The 15858-nt window shown below is 63.9% G+C and carries 10 protein-coding genes and 2 pseudogenes; 2 read left to right on the top strand and 10 right to left on the bottom strand.

Annotated features, from left to right (window positions below):
- The 4 genes and pseudogenes from ACUY2Y_RS06440 to ACUY2Y_RS06455 all read right to left on the bottom strand — a co-directional run.
- Window positions 1-153: pseudogene (locus ACUY2Y_RS06440) on the bottom strand (IS256 family transposase); the annotation flags it as partial.
- A 56-nt stretch (window positions 154-209) separates the two neighbouring features.
- Window positions 210-1109, bottom strand: a pseudogene (locus ACUY2Y_RS06445) (transposase); the annotation flags it as partial.
- Between the two features lie 124 nt (window positions 1110-1233).
- Window positions 1234-2442 (bottom strand): MaoC/PaaZ C-terminal domain-containing protein, encoded by a 1209-nt coding sequence (locus tag ACUY2Y_RS06450; RefSeq protein WP_448325300.1) that lies wholly within the window; start codon window positions 2440-2442, stop codon window positions 1234-1236.
- Window positions 2443-2447: 5 nt separating this feature from the next.
- On the bottom strand, window positions 2448-3782 hold the full coding sequence (locus tag ACUY2Y_RS06455; protein ID WP_448325301.1) for a 3-oxoacyl-ACP reductase: 1335 nt from the start codon (window positions 3780-3782) through the stop codon (window positions 2448-2450).
- Window positions 3783-3974: 192 nt separating this feature from the next.
- Between ACUY2Y_RS06455 and ACUY2Y_RS06460 the strand changes: the two genes are divergently transcribed.
- Window positions 3975-5270, top strand: coding sequence for an acetyl-CoA C-acetyltransferase (locus ACUY2Y_RS06460; RefSeq protein WP_448325302.1), 1296 nt, complete (start codon window positions 3975-3977; stop codon window positions 5268-5270).
- 51 nt (window positions 5271-5321) lie between these two features.
- Window positions 5322-7436, top strand: a complete 2115-nt coding sequence (locus tag ACUY2Y_RS06465; protein ID WP_448325303.1) for an acyl-CoA dehydrogenase family protein — start codon at window positions 5322-5324, stop codon at window positions 7434-7436.
- Window positions 7437-7629: 193 nt separating this feature from the next.
- Here ACUY2Y_RS06465 and lipA read toward each other — a convergent pair whose 3' ends face one another.
- The 6 genes from lipA to ACUY2Y_RS06495 form a co-directional block, all read right to left on the bottom strand.
- Entirely contained in the window at window positions 7630-8718 is a 1089-nt protein-coding gene (gene lipA / locus ACUY2Y_RS06470) for a lipoyl synthase (RefSeq protein WP_448325304.1), read from the bottom strand.
- A gap of 68 nt (window positions 8719-8786) precedes the next feature.
- Window positions 8787-9521, bottom strand: coding sequence for a lipoyl(octanoyl) transferase LipB (gene lipB, locus ACUY2Y_RS06475; RefSeq protein WP_448325305.1), 735 nt, complete (start codon window positions 9519-9521; stop codon window positions 8787-8789).
- A 47-nt stretch (window positions 9522-9568) separates the two neighbouring features.
- Window positions 9569-9958, bottom strand: a complete 390-nt coding sequence (gene gcvH / locus ACUY2Y_RS06480; protein ID WP_259900472.1) for a glycine cleavage system protein GcvH — start codon at window positions 9956-9958, stop codon at window positions 9569-9571.
- Window positions 9959-9960: 2 nt separating this feature from the next.
- Window positions 9961-11055 carry a glycine cleavage system aminomethyltransferase GcvT gene (gene gcvT / locus ACUY2Y_RS06485; RefSeq protein WP_448325306.1) on the bottom strand — a complete coding sequence of 365 codons (1095 nt, stop codon included), beginning with the start codon at window positions 11053-11055 and terminating at the stop codon, window positions 9961-9963.
- A gap of 12 nt (window positions 11056-11067) precedes the next feature.
- Window positions 11068-13968, bottom strand: a complete 2901-nt coding sequence (gene gcvP / locus ACUY2Y_RS06490; protein WP_448325307.1) for an aminomethyl-transferring glycine dehydrogenase — start codon at window positions 13966-13968, stop codon at window positions 11068-11070.
- Between the two features lie 69 nt (window positions 13969-14037).
- Window positions 14038-15795 (bottom strand): dihydroxyacetone kinase family protein, encoded by a 1758-nt coding sequence (locus ACUY2Y_RS06495; protein ID WP_448325308.1) that lies wholly within the window; start codon window positions 15793-15795, stop codon window positions 14038-14040.
- Between the last annotated feature and the right edge of the window lie 63 nt (window positions 15796-15858).

Genomic DNA, 15858 nt, shown 5'->3' on the forward strand with positions numbered 1-15858 from the left:
CTGCAACAGGCCTTTGACCAGGTCGCTGGCATCATCAGCCGACGTTGACAGCTCGCTGATCAAGCTGGCGAGCTCAGGATTTTCCATCAGCTTCTCGCTGATCTCGTTGACCCTCGCCGGGTCATGGTTCTTCTTCGGTGACACCGTAGTCATTATCGGTGAAACTCCTTCTAGATCAGAGCCTCACACACAAACTTCCTGACACTCCCGCCCGCTATCTGCTCAGGAGAATACTCCTTGCGCAGCCACGCCCACACCACTTCCTGCAACTGCGGATTTGTCGGAATCTTGCGTGGTTTCGGCCTAAACCTGCGGAAAACGGATTGACGGTGTGCCTCAAACGGCCGGTAAATCCCATCATCACCACTGTTGCGGGCAATCTCGCGCGAAATCGTCGACGCACTACGCCCCAACTCACGCGCAATTGCACGGATAGACATGTTCTGATTAACCCGGTCCGCGATCATCTCTCGGTCCTCAACCGACAGATACCGCCCATCAATGACCTTCTCCACTGCAGCCTGCGGCATTACCTGCACAGGCACACTGACCCGACCGTCAACATAACCAAGGACCTGCATAAGCCGTTTATAGCGGGGCGCATCCTCACCATCAGGAACAAACACCACCCGCCGATGACTCCCTTTGACCACGCCTTTATCAACGTCTAAAGCAGTGCGTCGACTCATTCCACACGCATCAGCGGCACTATTGCGGTCCATGCCGCATACTCGCAACTTCAGATACTCCACCCTGCGCGTTGTCGCCACCGCCCGCCGATTGCCACTTGGTTTACGCCACGCACCAACAGCCACGCCCACTCGGTACACCGCAGACGGATCAAGCCCAACAGCACGAGCAATGTCCATCGGCATTAACCCTTGAGCAAACAAACCGGCAATGACATCCCTGTCAGCCTGAGTCAGCGCAGAACGCGCCCGAAGCGGCAAACTGTCACGATGCGCTATCCGATACGCCGTCGATAACGACCACCCAAGCCGCAGCCCAGCAGCACGAACCGACAGCCCCTCAACAACGACCAACCGGTGAAACCGAACAACCTCATCACCACTCGGATCCCAACGCGAACCAGACACAACCAACACCAACTTTCCAATCAGTGTTGCAACGATCCCTAGAACTTAAGGATTGGTGCCACACACGCGAAAACCCGCCGCTTCCTGTGGCGGGGAAGCAGCGGGAAAGCGTGGCTGACGAGTCAGCGCTTGTGGCCTACAGCGGAGTGATCTCCGCGTTGAGGTGCAGCTTGTCCGGCTTAGAGGAGCCGCGCAGCTGGATATCGTACGAACCGTCCTCGTCCTTGATGGTCCACAGAGCGACCTGCGCTGGGATCACCACAGGCTTGACGAACTCGACCGAGTAGCGCAGTGCCTGAGGCAGACGGCCCTCAAGCGGAGCGAGCACAGCCGCGGCGGAGTACATGCCGTGAGCGATGCGCGCCGGGAACCCGAACAGTTTCGCACCCAGGTTGGAGGTGTGAATCGGGTTGTGGTCGTTGGAGGCCTCGACATACGCATTGACGTCGGAACCAGTCCAGCGCCAGCGGGCGTTCGGCTTGAACTCCGGCAGCTCCGGCTTCGGCAGGACCTTGCCGGAATCCTCGGCGCGGGTGGTCACGCTGACATTCGCAGACTTGGCGAATTTCGCGCCCATGCCCAAAAACGTCGAAGTCTGGCGCCACACCGGCTCGCCGTTCTCCTCGCCTTCGACGAAGATCTCGGTGACGACGTCCACCAGCAGACCACGGCGGTGCGGACGCAGGTTCTCCCCGTGGGATCGGATGGTGTAGGTGTCGTCGACCTTGAGCGTGCGGGTCTGCTCGATCACGTTGGTGACGTGCACTGCGCCCATCGCCGCGTACGGGAAGTCCGGCCGGGAGAGCAACTCCATGACGAGCGGGAAGGAGAGGACGAAGAAGTAGGTCGGCGGCAGGTCGTTGCCCAGGCGCAGACCGGTCGCGCTGGTGTAGTCAGCCAGGTTGGCCTTATCCACCTTCACGCCGTTGACCTGGATTGCCGACGTCGGATCCTGCTTCGCCTCGCGGGTACCACCGACACCCGGAATGGCGCTGACGAAGATCTTGCGGTTGATCGCCTTCATGTCCGGAATGGACTTCAGATTCTCGTACTGACGGGTGCCGTTAGCGGATCCGGCGGCTGCCTTCGGTGCGGTTGCGTCGGCCTTCGACTCTGTCGCCTCTTCAGCCTTCTTTTCGGAGGCATCGGTCAGCTCGTCGACCTTGGACGAGACCTTCTCCTTCACGTTTTCGAAGGCGTCGGCTGCCTTGTCAGCGACCTCTTCAGCCTTGTCCTGAGCCTGTGCAGCGGCTTCCTTAGCTTCGGTCTTGGCTTCAGCGGCGGCTGCTTCGGCCTTCTTCTTGGGGTCGTTGTCGTCGTTGCCCCGATTTACAGCAGTAGTCATTGTGTTTACGCTCCCAGGAGGTTCTGGCCGCAGACACGGACGGTGTTGCCGTTGACGGCGACGGAAGACGGTGCAGAGAAGTATGCGACGGTCTCAGCGACGTCGACCGGCTGGCCGCCCTGGTTCAGGGAGTTCAGGCGGCGGCCGACCTCGCGCGGGCCGAACGGCATAGCGGCGGTCATGTCGGTCTCGATGAAGCCCGGTGCGACGGCGTTGATGGAACCGCCAGCCTCGGCGATGCGCTCAGCCAGAGCGTCGACGAAGCCGACCACGCCTGCCTTGGTGGTGGCGTAGTTGGTCTGTCCGCGGTTACCGGCGATGCCAGCCATGGAGGAAACGCCGATGATGGACGGGTTCTCGGCGAATGCGTCGGCGTCGAGCAGTGCCTCGGTGATGCGCACCGGTGCGACGAGGTTGATGTTCTGGACCATGTTCCAGCGGCCCTCGTCCATGTTGACGAGCAGCTTGTCGCGGGTGACACCTGCGTTGTGGACGATGGTGTCGATCTTGCGGCCGTAGCGCTCCTGGGCGTGCTTGGCGATCTCCTCGGCGGCCTTCGGGTTGGTCACGTCGAGCGGCAGGGCAGTGCCCTTGACCTTGTTCGCGGTCTCGGCGAGGCCCTCGCCAGCTTGCGGGATGTCCACGCAGATCACCTTGGCACCGTCGCGGGCCAGGGTCTCGGCGATGGTGGCGCCGATGCCGCGAGCAGCACCGGTGACGACAGCGAGACGGCCCTCGAGCGGCTTCTCCCAGTTCTCCGGAAGCTGAACATCGACCGGGGTGATGCGGATGACCTGTGCGTCGACGAAAGCGGACTTGCCGGAGAGGAGGAAGCGGAGAGTGGACTCGACCTTGTTGATCTGTGCGCCGTCGATCGCCGGGTCCACGTAAACCAGCTGAACCGTGGCGGACTTGCGCATCTCCTTGGCCAGGGAGCGGGTGAAGCCCTCGAGCGCGCGGGCAGCGATGCGGGCATCTGCGTTCTCGAGCAGCTCCGGGGTGGTGCCGATGACGATAAGGCGTGCGTTGTCCAGGACCTTCTTCAGCTGCGGGTTGAAGAATTCGTACAGCTGGACCAGGTCTTCCGGCTTCCCCAGCTGGGTCGCGTCAAAGACGATGCCGGCGCGCTTGGTGTCTGCCTCGGCCTTGATCAGCTTGTACGGGCCGTCGAGGAGAGACGTGATCTGCTCGGCCAGTCGGCCGTTGCCACCGACGACGACCGGGCCGTGAAGAAGATCCTCACCCTGCTTGTAACGGCGTAGGGGGTAGCCCTGGGGGACACCCGCCTTCGCGGCGAGAGGGGAGTTGATGAACTGTTCGAGGAGGCCTTTCTTTGCCACAACTTTCTCCTTCTGATTTGGGGGTGCGACCGTATCAATTCGGTAGCTCTGTGTCGGATACTATTATAAGATTGCAATGGTGACGAACCTTACAAAGTTCGAACTTTGTAAAATGTCAGACAAATATCGCACGGTAAACGACTGAACAGCAGTTACTTACCTCGAGCTCCATGGGAAGTGCAGGAAATAAGCATGAATCAACCCCGCAAAGTAGCCATTCTCGGCGGAAACCGTATCCCGTTCGCGCGTTCCAACAAGGAGTACGCGAAGGCCTCTAACCAGGACATGCTGACCTCGGCCCTCAACGGTCTTGTCGCACGTTATGGCCTGCAGGACCAGGAGATGGGTCTCGTCGTTGGCGGTGCTGTGCTCAAGCACGCACGCGATTTCAACCTGGTTCGCGAGTCCGTGCTCGGTTCGGAGCTGGCGTCCACGACCCCGGCCTTTGATCTGCAGCATGCTTGCGGCACGTCGCTGACTTCCGCGATCCAGGTCGCTGACGCTATTGCGCTTGGCCGAATTGAGAACGGCATTGCATGCGGTGCCGACACCACCTCGGATGCTCCGCTGGCTGTCAATGACACGCTGCGTAAGACGCTGATCCGTCTCTCCAACGCGAAGTCTGTGAAGGATCAGCTGAAGCTCGCTGGTTCCATTCGTCCGAACCAGCTCGCTCCGGAGCAGCCGCAGAACGGTGAGCCGCGCACGGGCCTGTCCATGGGCGACCATGCGGCGATCACCGCACGCGAGATGGACATCTCCCGTGAGGCGCAGGATGAACTGGCGGCGACCTCCCACCAGAACCTGGCCAAGGCATACGAAGAGAACTTCTTCGACGATCTGATGACTCCGTTCTTGGGTGTCAACCGTGACACCAATCTCCGCCCGGATTCCACCGTGGAGAAGCTGTCCAAGCTCAAGCCGGTCTTCGGCAAGAAGGACGCCGAGCAGCACGGCGGCACCGCCACCATGACCGCAGGTAACTCCACCCCGCTTACCGACGGCGCCGCGGCAGTCCTGCTCAGCTCTGAAGAGTGGGCAAAGGAACAGAACATTCCGGTCCGCGCGTACCTGGTCGACTCTGAGCTGGCTGCTGTGGATTTCGTGTCCGGCAAGGATGGCCTGCTGATGGCACCGACCTACGCAGTGCCGCGCCTGCTCGAGCGCAACGGACTGACCCTGCAGGACTTCGACTTCTACGAGATCCACGAGGCATTCGCTTCCCAGGTGCTCGCCACCCTCAAGGCATGGGAGGACGAGACCTACTGCCGCGAGCGCCTCGGCCTGGATGCCCCGCTGGGTTCCATCGACCGCTCCAAGCTCAACGTCAAGGGTTCTTCGCTGGCAGCCGGCCACCCGTTCGCGGCGACCGGCGCACGCATCCTCGCTTCCGCAGCGAAGACCCTCGAGGAAAACGGCGGCGGCCGCACCCTCATCTCCGTCTGTGCGGCAGGCGGCCAGGGTGTCGTCGCGATCATCGAGCGCTAAACACATACCCCCAACCACATAAAGGAAGCATTTTCAGGAAAGAAGGTCATCATGACTTCCGTTGAGGACAAAGTCCGCAAGGTCAATCTGGAACGGCGTCCCCAGAAGGCGTCTCCCGAAACCCGTTCCCCGCAGGCACTGCCGGAGACCCCGGACGCAGCAGTCGCGGGCAAGCTGAAGAAGCTGCTCGACGGCCAGTGGGAAGAGCAGAAGGACAATATCCGCGAGCAGCTCAACCGTGAGGAAGCGCTGCCGATGATCGAGGGCTCCGTCGAGGAGATCCGCGCTGCGCTGCTGGAAAAGGTCAAGATGGTGGCTACCTCCGGCATGATGCAGACCGCTTTCTCCAAGGCCAACGGTGGTTCCGGCGAGGCCCACATCGGCATTCTCGGCCTGGACCTGCTCGGCCAGTTCAACGGCTCGCTCGCGATCAAGTCCGGCGTGCAGTTCGGTCTGTGGGGCGGCGCTGTGGACGTGCTCGGCACCGAGCGTCACCGCGAATACGCGCAGGGCGCTATGGACCTGTCCAAGCTGGGCTCCTACGGCATGACCGAGCGTGGCCACGGTTCCAACGTGCAGGAGCTGGAGACCACGGCGACCTACGACCCGGAGACGAAGGAGTTCGTGATCAACTCCCCGTCCCCGTCGGCCACGAAGGTCTACATCGGCAACACCGCCCGCGACGGCCGTTGGTCCGCAGTTTTCGCTCAGCTCTACACCCCGGGTGTGGAGGAATCCCACGGCGTGCACTGCTTCGTCGTGCGCATCCGCGAAGAGGACGGCTCCCCGGTCGAGGGCGTGTCCATCGGCGACCACGGCCACAAGGGCGGCCTGCTCGGCGTCGATAACGGTACCCTGACCTTCGACAACGTCCGCATCCCGCGTGAGGCTCTGCTCAACCAGTTCGGCGACGTCGACGAGGAAGGCAACTACACCTCTCCGATCGAGTCAAAGAACCGCCGCTTCTTCACGATGCTGGGCACCCTGATCCGCGGCCGCATCGCTGTCGGCGCAGCCGGCGCAGGTGCGACCAAGTCCTCTCTGGCGATCGCCCTGAAGTACGCGCACCAGCGTCGCCAGTTCGACTACGGCGACACCGGCACCGAATCCAAGCTGATTGACTACCGTCAGCACCGCCGCCGCCTGATCATTCCGCTGGCCCGCTCCTACGCCATCCAGCTGCTCCAGAACCAGCTGACGGCGCGCTACGCAGACCAGACCGAGCGCCAGGCATCCGGCGAGTGGTCCGTGACCAACCCGACCGAGGCGCAGGCACTCGCGTCCCGCGAGATGGAGACTCTGGCAGCGGCCTTCAAGGCTGTGGCCACCGAGCACGCCACGGACACCATCCAGGAGTGCCGCGAGGCTTGTGGCGGTGCCGGCTTCATGTCGGAGAACCTGTTGACCACCTACCGCGCAGACACCGACGTGTACAACACGTTCGAGGGCGACAACACCGTCCTGCTGCAGCTGGCCGGCAAGAACCTGCTGACGGCCTACACCAGCGAGATGGCTAACCCGTCTGCGATGGACATCGTGAAGTTCGCGGCCACCAACGTGACCGACATCTTCCGCAGCCGCGCCGGTCTGGGCGCCACCGTCCAGTCTGTGGTGGACACCTTCACCAACGAAGAGTCCTCCCTGTTTGACGCGGACTACCAGCTGAAGGTCATCCAGATGCGTGAGCAGCTCGTCATGCGTTCGCTGATCCGTCGTATCCAGGGCGCACGCAAGCTGGATAAGGCTGAGGCCGCCAAGGTCATCGACAAGGCGCAGGACCACATGCTGAGCGCGGCATGGGCCTACATCGAGAGCCTGATGGTTCAGGCCATGATCGAGGCAGAGCGCTCCCTGCCGGTCGGCTCCACCGAGCGCGCTGTCTTCGAGCAGGTCCGCCACCTGTTCGTCCTCGACACCATCATCCGCGAGGCAGGCTGGTACCAGGAGCACAACGTCATCTCCTCCGGCCGTGTGAAGGCTGCCCGCGCTTCCATCAACGACCTGGTCGACTCCCTCGGCCCGTGGTCAGAGGTGCTCGTCGATGCCTTCGCTGTGCCGTCGGTCGTGCTCGACCGCCCGCTGTTCAAGGACGGCGGCACGGATGACTCCCGTGACAACCCGGAGGCAATGAAGGTCGGTTCCAACATTCCGACCGGCAAGAAGTAGGTCAGTGACGGTCCCTGATTAAGACGGGGCCGCGCTCACATGACCAAAGCCCATCAGGGTCGCTCCCTGGTGGGCTTTAGTCGTCGCTAGAGCGAGTCACTGTTCGCATACGCCAAACCCAGCTATCTGGATCCAGATAGCTGGGTTTAGAGCTGTGGAGGGGCGGCTGGGCGCTGGGGGAGCGCCCCACCCCCTAGTCGGCGCCGATGCCCGGCATGCCAAGCCCGACAGCGGGGCGGCCTGCGGAGACGACCGGGGTCTCCTCAGACGCGCCGTACTTGTTCAGCAGGGTCTCGGCTTCCTGGTCGGTGGCGCCCTGGGAGGTCTCAGCGAGGTGCTTCAGGTTCTCCGGAAGCTCGCGGCCGTGGAACTTCATGGCCTCGACGTAGAGCTTGCCTGCGCGGTAGGAGGAGCGCACCAGCGGGCCGGACATGACAGCGGCGAAGCCCATGTCGTAGGCGGCATCGCGGTACTCGATGAACTCCTCCGGCTTCACCCAACGCTCGATCGGGTGGTACATCGGGCCGGGGCGCAGGTACTGGGTGATCGTGATGATGTCGGTGCCCGCATCGTGCATGTCGGCGAGCGCCTCGAGGACCTCTTCACGGGTCTCACCCATGCCGAGGATGAGGTTGGACTTGGTGATCAGCCCGTAATCGCGTGCCTGGCGGATGACATCCAGGGAGCGGTCGTAGCGGAAAGCCGGACGAATGCGCTTGAAGATGCGCGGAACGGTCTCCAAATTGTGGGCGAAGACTTCCGGCTCGGCTTCGAAGACCTGCTGGAGCAGGTCCGGCTTGCCAGAGAAGTCTGGTGTGAGGTTTTCCACGCCGGTGTGCGGGTTGAGCTCGTGGATCTTGCGCACAACCTCGGCGTAGAGCCAGGCGCCCTCATCTTCGAGGTCGTCACGCGTGACACCGGTGATGGTGGAGTAGTTCAGCTCCATCTCGCGGACGCTCTCTGCGACGCGCTGCGGCTCTTCTGGGTCGAGCGGCTCCGGCTTGGCGGAGTTGATCTGGCAGAAATCGCAGCGGCGGGAGCAGTTCGCACCACCAATGAGGAAGGTAGCCTCACGGGATTCCCAACACTCGTGGATATTGGGGCAGCCGGCCTCCTGGCACACGGTGTGAAGGGAAGCACCCTTCACCTTCTTCCGCATGTCCTCGTATTCGGGGCCCGTTTTCACGGCGTTGCGGATCCAACGTGGCTTGGATTCGATCGGGGTCTGCGCGTTGCGCTTTTCAACGCGGCGCAGCTTGCGTCCTTCTTCTGCGACAGTCACGGGTTCCACGTTAACCCCGCTCGCGCAAAGGTGCGAATATGGCTGGCCGAAGCAACCCCCGTTTAGAGTCAGTCGCGCGAAATAGTGTGGTCGGCGACGGCGAGTTCGCCCGAGAGCGCGCGGTCCAGATTGCGGATGAGAGGGGGTGCCAGCTCTGCGGGAGTGAAGTCCCGACCGAGCTCCAGACTCATCGTTGTCACATCGGCGTCGCTGATCCCGCAGGCGACGATGTGGCCGAAGTATTCGAGGGTGTTGTTGCAGTTGACGGCGAGGCCGTGCATGGTCACGCCGCGGGTGATGCGGATACCCAGCTGGGCGACTTTGCGGTCGCGGCGCACGCCTATCGACGGATCATCTGCTGGCACCCAGACACCGGAGCGGCCGTCGATGCGGCCAGCGTCCTCCACACCGAACTCGCGGATCGTGGCGATCATGGCTTCCTCGATGCGGCGGACGAAGTCCACGACATCGACGGGGTCGGCGAGCTTGATGATGGGGTAGATGACCAGCTGGCCCTCGCCGTGCCAGGTGATGCGGCCGCCGCGGTCGACGGTGACAACGGGCTGGCCGTTATCGGGAAGGTCCTCCGGCTGGGTGCGCTTGCCGGCGGTGTATGTATTCGGATGCTGCAGTACTAACAACGTATCGCCGATCTCGTCGTCAGCACGCTGGGAGGCGAGCTTCGCCTGCAGCTCCCAGGTCTCCGAATAGTCCACGAGCCCCAGTTCCCGCACGTCTAGTGGGGAATCTGAGGCTCGGATGGAGCGGTCGGCGGGGAAGAACGGTTCACGCGGGGCACTCATGCCCTTCATGGTAGACCTCCCGCCGCGTCGGCTTAAGAGGGCACCGTTTACAGGCCGTTTGCGGAACCGTACTCGTCGGCAGTCATGAGCGGACCTGCGGATTCTGCGGCGACCTCGAAGAGCCAGCCCTCACCGAACGGGTCGTTGTTGATCGCCTCGTAGTTGTCTTCGATGTCCTCGTTGACCGCGGTGACCTTGCCGGTGACCGGGGAGTACAGATCGGAGACGGACTTGGTGGACTCGACCTCACCACAGGTCTCGCCTGCAGTCACGGTGTCGCCGACAGCCGGCAGCTCGGCGAAGACGATCTCGCCGAGGCGCTCGGTGGCCACAGAGGTGATGCCGATTCGGACGGTCTGTCCCTCTACGGCGTCAGCGGCGGCGTTGACCCACTCGTGGTCCTCGGAGTAGGAGAAATCCTGGGGCAGATCAGACATTCTTATTTGTCCTTTCGGGAGTAGAAGGGGGTCTCAGAGATGGTGTAAGCGTAGCGCTTACCCCTGATGTCGACCTCCACTTTAGTGCCCGGCTCAGCGTGCGCGGGATCAATGTGTGCAAGAGCCACCGGGTGGCCCAAAGTGGGGGAGGGCTGGCCGGAGGTGACCACGCCGATGCGGGTGTTAGAGCCGTCCTCATCTGTGAGGAAGACCTCTGCACCTTCGCGGGCGGCGCGGCGCTCCTCGGAGGTCAGGCCGGCGATGACAACGGATGGCTCGCGTCCGGTCAGGGCGTCCTTGCCCACGAAATTCGCTTCCTTCTTGGCAAAGGCACGGCCCATGCCTGCCTCCACCGGGGTGATGTCGGCGGTGAGCTCGTGGCCGTACAGCGGCATGGAAGCCTCCAGGCGCAGGGAGTCGCGGGAGGCGAGGCCGCAAGGAATGCCGGAGTCGATCACGGCATCCCAGATCTTCTCGGCATCCTCGTTCTGGCAGAAGAGCTCGAAGCCGTCCTCGCCGGTGTAACCGGTGCGGGCGACGAAGACCTCCACGTCGGAGCCGTCAGACTTCAGAGTGGTCCACGCGCCGGAGTAGTAGGCGAGGGGCGCCGGGTCGTCGGCAAGCAACGGCGTGAGTGCCTCGAGCGATCCCGGGCCTTGGACGGCGACGAGCGCCACCGCTTCGGAGTCGTTGCGGATCTCAACGTCGAAGCCCTCGGTGCGTGCCTCGAAGGCGGCCCAGACGGTCGCGGTATTGGCGGCGTTGGGCACGACCATGAAGTGGTCGTCGGAGAATTTGTAGGTGATCAGATCATCCAGGATCCCGCCGTTCTCGTCGACGATCATGGAGTACTTGGCCTTGCCCACCTTGAGGTTGGACAGGTTGGAGATGAGGACGTAGTCGAGGTACGCGCCGGCATCCGGGCCGGTGACGTCGATCTCGCCCATGTGGGACAGGTCGAAAATGCCCACGGCGTTGCGCACGGCGCGGTGCTCTTCGAGCTCGCTGCCGTATTTGAGCGGCATGGTCCAGCCGCCGAAGTCGGTGAACGATGCGCCGAGCGCCTCGTGCTTGGCGTGCAGCGGGGTCTGTGGCATGTGTGTGCTCCTTTACTTGCTGTTTTCTTCGGTGACGACAGGCTCGATGATCTCGCCGTCCTCAGGGGAGGCGGAGAGGTCGAATGCTTCCGGCGGTGGGCAGGCGCAGACGAGGTTGCGGTCGCCGTAGGCCTCGTCGATGCGTCGCACCGGCGGGAAGTACTTCCCGCCGGTGAGCAGGGACTCGACCGGGTAGGCGGCCTGCTCGCGGGTGAAGGCGTAGTCCCAATTGGAGGTGACCAGGCTGCGTGCGGTGTACGGCGCGTGGTGAATGACGGAATCCTCGTAGGCCACCTTACCGTCGATGATGTCCTGGATCTCTGCGCGGATGGAGCGCATCGCGGTGACGAAGCGCTGCAGCTCGGCGATGTCTTCGGACTCGGTCGGCTCGATCATGAGCGTGCCGGCAACGGGGAAGGCGAGCGTTGGGGCGTGGAAGCCGTAGTCGACGAGGCGCTTAGCCACATCGGCTGCGGTGACGCCGGAGGCATCGGTGATCTCGCGCAGGTCGATGATGCACTCGTGGCCCACAAGACCGGCGTTGCCGGTGTAGAGCACCGGGAACGAGTCGTTGAGCTCGTGCGCCAGGTAGTTGGCGTTGAGGATCGCGTTGCGGGTGGCCGAAGCCAGGCCATCAGCACCGGACATGGCGATGTATGCCCAGGAGATGGGCAGCACGCCTGCGGAGCCGTAGGTCGTCGCGGAGATCGGGACACCGGCACCCTCGGCGGCTTCCTTGGCCGCGTCCACGCCGGACATTTGCGGGTCGGCGGGCAGGAACGGGGTGAGGTGGGCACCGACACCGATCGGGCCGACGCCCGGGCCACCGCCGCCGTGCGGGATGGTGAAGGTCTTGTGCAGGTTCAGGTGGCTGACATCGCCGCCGAAATCGCCCGGGCGAGCAAGACCGGTCAGGGCGTTCATATTCGCGCCGTCGATGTAGACCTGGCCGCCGACAGCGTGAACCTTGTCCGCGACCTCGGTGACGGTCTCCTCGTACACGCCGTGCGTGGACGGGTAAGTGATCATGATGGCCGCGATGTGCTCGCCGTACTGCTCCAGCTTGGCATCCAGGTCGGCGATGTCGATCGAGCCGTCCTCGGCGGTCTTCACAACGACCACGCGCAGGTTCGCCAGTGTCGCCGACGCCGCATTCGTGCCGTGCGCGGAGGCCGGGATCAGGCAGATATCGCGTTCGGTATCGCCGTTAGCCACGTGGTAGCGGCGGATGGCCAGCAGGCCAGCCAGCTCGCCGGTCGCGCCGGAATTCGGCTGGACGGACACTGCGTCGTAACCGGTGATCTCCACCAGCCAGCCGGTCAGCTCGTCGATCAGCTCGCGCCAGCCCTCGGTGTACTTGTCGGGGGTGAACGGGTGGACATTTGCGAAGCCGGGCCACGTGATGGCCTCCAGACCCGCGGTCGGGTTGAGCTTCATCGTGCACGAACCCAGCGGGATCATCGTGCGGTCGAGAGCCAAGTCCTTGTCGCCGAGCGAGCGGATGTAGCGCATCATCATCGTCTCGGAGTGGTGGGTGTTGAACACCTCGTGGGTGAGCACCTCGGTGGTGCGCGCGAGCGCATCCGGCAGGTGATTCTCCGCCGAAGCAGCGGGGTCATCGATGATGCCGAAGCCGTTGAGCAGCGCCGCCAGATCGGCGTTTTCAGTGTCCTCGCCGAAGCTGACAGCCACGGTGTCCTCGTCGACGGCGCGCACGAGGTAGCCGGCATCGGCCAGCGTGTCGACAATGCCCTGCGCGCGGCCCGGGACGGTGACAGCCACGGTGTCGAAGAACGCGTCGTGCTTGACGGTCAAGCCAGCATTGCTTATCGACGCCGCGAAGCGCCCCGCCCATTCGTGCACGTCCCGCGCGATCTCGCGCAGGCCTTCCGGCCCGTGGTACACGGCGTACATCGAGGCGGTGACCGCCAGCAGCGCCTGGGCGGTGCAGATATTGGACGTAGCCTTCTCGCGGCGGATGTGCTGCTCGCGGGTCTGGAGCGCCAGGCGGTAGGCCGGGTAGCCCTCCGCGTCGACGGACACGCCGACCAGGCGGCCCGGCATCTGGCGCTTGAGCTTGTCGGAGACAGCCATGTACGCGGCGTGCGGGCCACCGTAGAACAGCGGCACACCGAAGCGCTGCGTGGTGCCCACGGCGATATCCGCGCCGAGCTCGCCCGGGGATTCCAGGAGCAGCAGCGACAGCGGGTCAGCGGCGACAGTGGCGAGGCCGCCGCGGGAGTGGATCGCCTCGATCACCGGGCGCGGGTCGACGATGTCGCCCTCGGTGCCCGGGTACGCCAGAACGACACCGACGAAGTCCTCGCCGACGAGGTTCGAGTCGAGCGCGGTGACATCCACCTCAAGATCCAGGGCACGCGCGCGCTCCGCGGCGACGGCGATGACCTGGGGGTGCAGGCGTGCGTCGAGAAGCACGCGGCGGCCCTTCTTCACCTTGCGGGACATCAGGCCGATGGCCTCGGCGACGGCAGACGCTTCGTCGAGAAGCGATGCATTCGCGATCGGCAGACCCGTGAGGTCTTGCACCATCGTCTGGAAATTGAGCAGCGCCTCCAAGCGGCCCTGGGAAATCTCCGGCTGGTACGGGGTGTAGGCGGTGTACCAGCCAGCATCCTCCACGACACCGCGGCGGATCACCGGGGGAGTGATGGTGGAGGAGAATCCCTGGCCGTAGAAGGCCTTTAGTACAGTATTCTTTCCGGCCAGCTCCCGCAGGCGGTTCTGGGCTTCCTGCTCCGTCAGCGCCTCCGGCAGGTCAAGCGGTGCCTTCGCCAGGATGCCCGGTGGGGTAGCGGCGGCCACAAGCTCGTCGATTGAACCGTAGCCCACGGCATCGAGCATGACTGAGCGCTCGCTGTCCGTCGGGCCGATATGGCGGGAAATGTAATCCACGTCAACTAGCTCCTTCAGTATTTAGTGCGTCACGTTTAACGTTTGCCTACGAGTGTAGAAAACCGTGTTTTAGAACTCGTCGACGGCTGCCTCGCCGAACAACCATGTGATGGCGATCGCGCCGGGATCCGGCACATCGGCGGCAGATTCTCCCAGGTAAGAAGCACGGCCTTTCTTGGCCTGCATGCCACGGGTGGACTTCGCGCCCTCCACAGCGGGGGCATGAATCTGTTTGAGGACCTCGCTGATCGAGCCCGCGGCCGAACCGTCGGCAAGCTTGGCCGCTTCCTTCGCGGCAGGTGCCAGGGAGTCGATCAATGTGTTGTCGCCCTCCTTCGCACCGCCAAGCTCGGTGATCGCGTCGACGCTGTTGTTCAGGCCAGTGCTCAGGGCGCGGACGAAGTCGGCGGCATCGGCATCGCGGGAGTCCACCTCTGCTTCGGCGAAAGCGTCGCTCATCTCGCGGAAGAGCGTGCCCAATACTGCGCCGGATGTGCCTCCGGCGCGCAACAGCATGCGGTGGGCGAAGAATTCGAGCACTTCGGCGTCGCTGCCGTTGAGCGGGGTCTCGATATCGCCGAAGGCCGCCTCGAGGTTCTGCCCGAAGTCGCCGTCGCCCGCCACACGGTCCAGCTCGGTGAGGTCGTCGTAGGATTTGCCGAGGCGGTCGGCGAAGGCGCTCAGCCACTCGTTCTCGGCACCGTCATTCGGAGCCTCGCTGTCGTCGACCATGAGGGCCGGGGAGTACTGCGGATCGGCGACGACCGCGGGCCACGCCGGGGCCGCCGTGTCAGCGTCGATGAGCTCCAGCAGCTCGTGGTCGACGACGGTGACGGTCAGGGACACGCCCGCCATGTTCATGGAGGTGACCAGGGTTCCCACAATGCCCCGTCGGACCGTCGCTCCGCGTTCCCCAAGCTGGCCCAAGGCCTGACCGAAGACCAAATCCAGCTCCAGCTCGCTCACGCCTCCGAGGCCGTTGACCAGCAGGACGACATCGACGCCGTCGAGCGCCACATCGGCGTTGCCGAGGGATTCGGTGATGCCGTCCAGCAGCTCTTCGACGAGCGCTTCCGCGGTCGGTGCCTCTCCCAGCGTGGTGTCACGGCGCTCCACGCCCGGCTCGCCGTGGATGCCGACACCGATCTCGATCTCGCCCTCGTCCAAATCGAAAGTCTGGCGGTCGCTGGTGGGAAGGTGCCCCGGCATGAGCGCGACAGCCATGCTGCGCGACTGGTCCGCGGCCTTCTGCGCGGTCGCGGCGACCGTCGCCAGATCGTCGCCGCGTGCGGCGGACGCGCCCGCGATCTTCTCCACGATGATGGTCGCGCCAGTGCCGCGGCGCCCCGGGGAATCATCGTCGTCATCGATCTCGGTCGCCGCATCGTCTGCGACAGTCACCGTGGCCACCTCAGCGTCGACGCTGTTGGCGGCGACGGAGAAATTCATGACGTCGCCGGTGTAGTTCTTCACCACATGCACGACGCCCTCGCCGCGGTCCGCCCATTCAGTCGCCGCAGTGATCTGGACGGCGTTGGGGGAGGTGAACAGCAGTCCCGGGCAGGCTGCGTCGAGCATGCCGGAACCGATGAAGCCGGCGTGCATCGGCTCGTGGCCGGAACCGCCGCCGGAGATCACTGCGACGTGGCGGTCGGCGTTGCCGTCGTTCTCCTCTGCCAGCCCGATGAAGCCTTCCTCGTGCCACTGCGCATTCGGGTGGGCGGCGACGAGCCCGCCGAGCGCTTCTTCCATGAAGTGGGCGGGGTGGTTGCGGAAAGACTTGTAGCTGTTCTTCTCGGCGTTGTTCGCAGTCGAATCCTGTGACATGAAAACCAGTGTATCGACTGCGCTCAAGGAGCGTTTTGGCAGATAAAACGGCCCGGCAACTGA

The organism is Corynebacterium sp. 20-84, assembly GCF_053479455.1.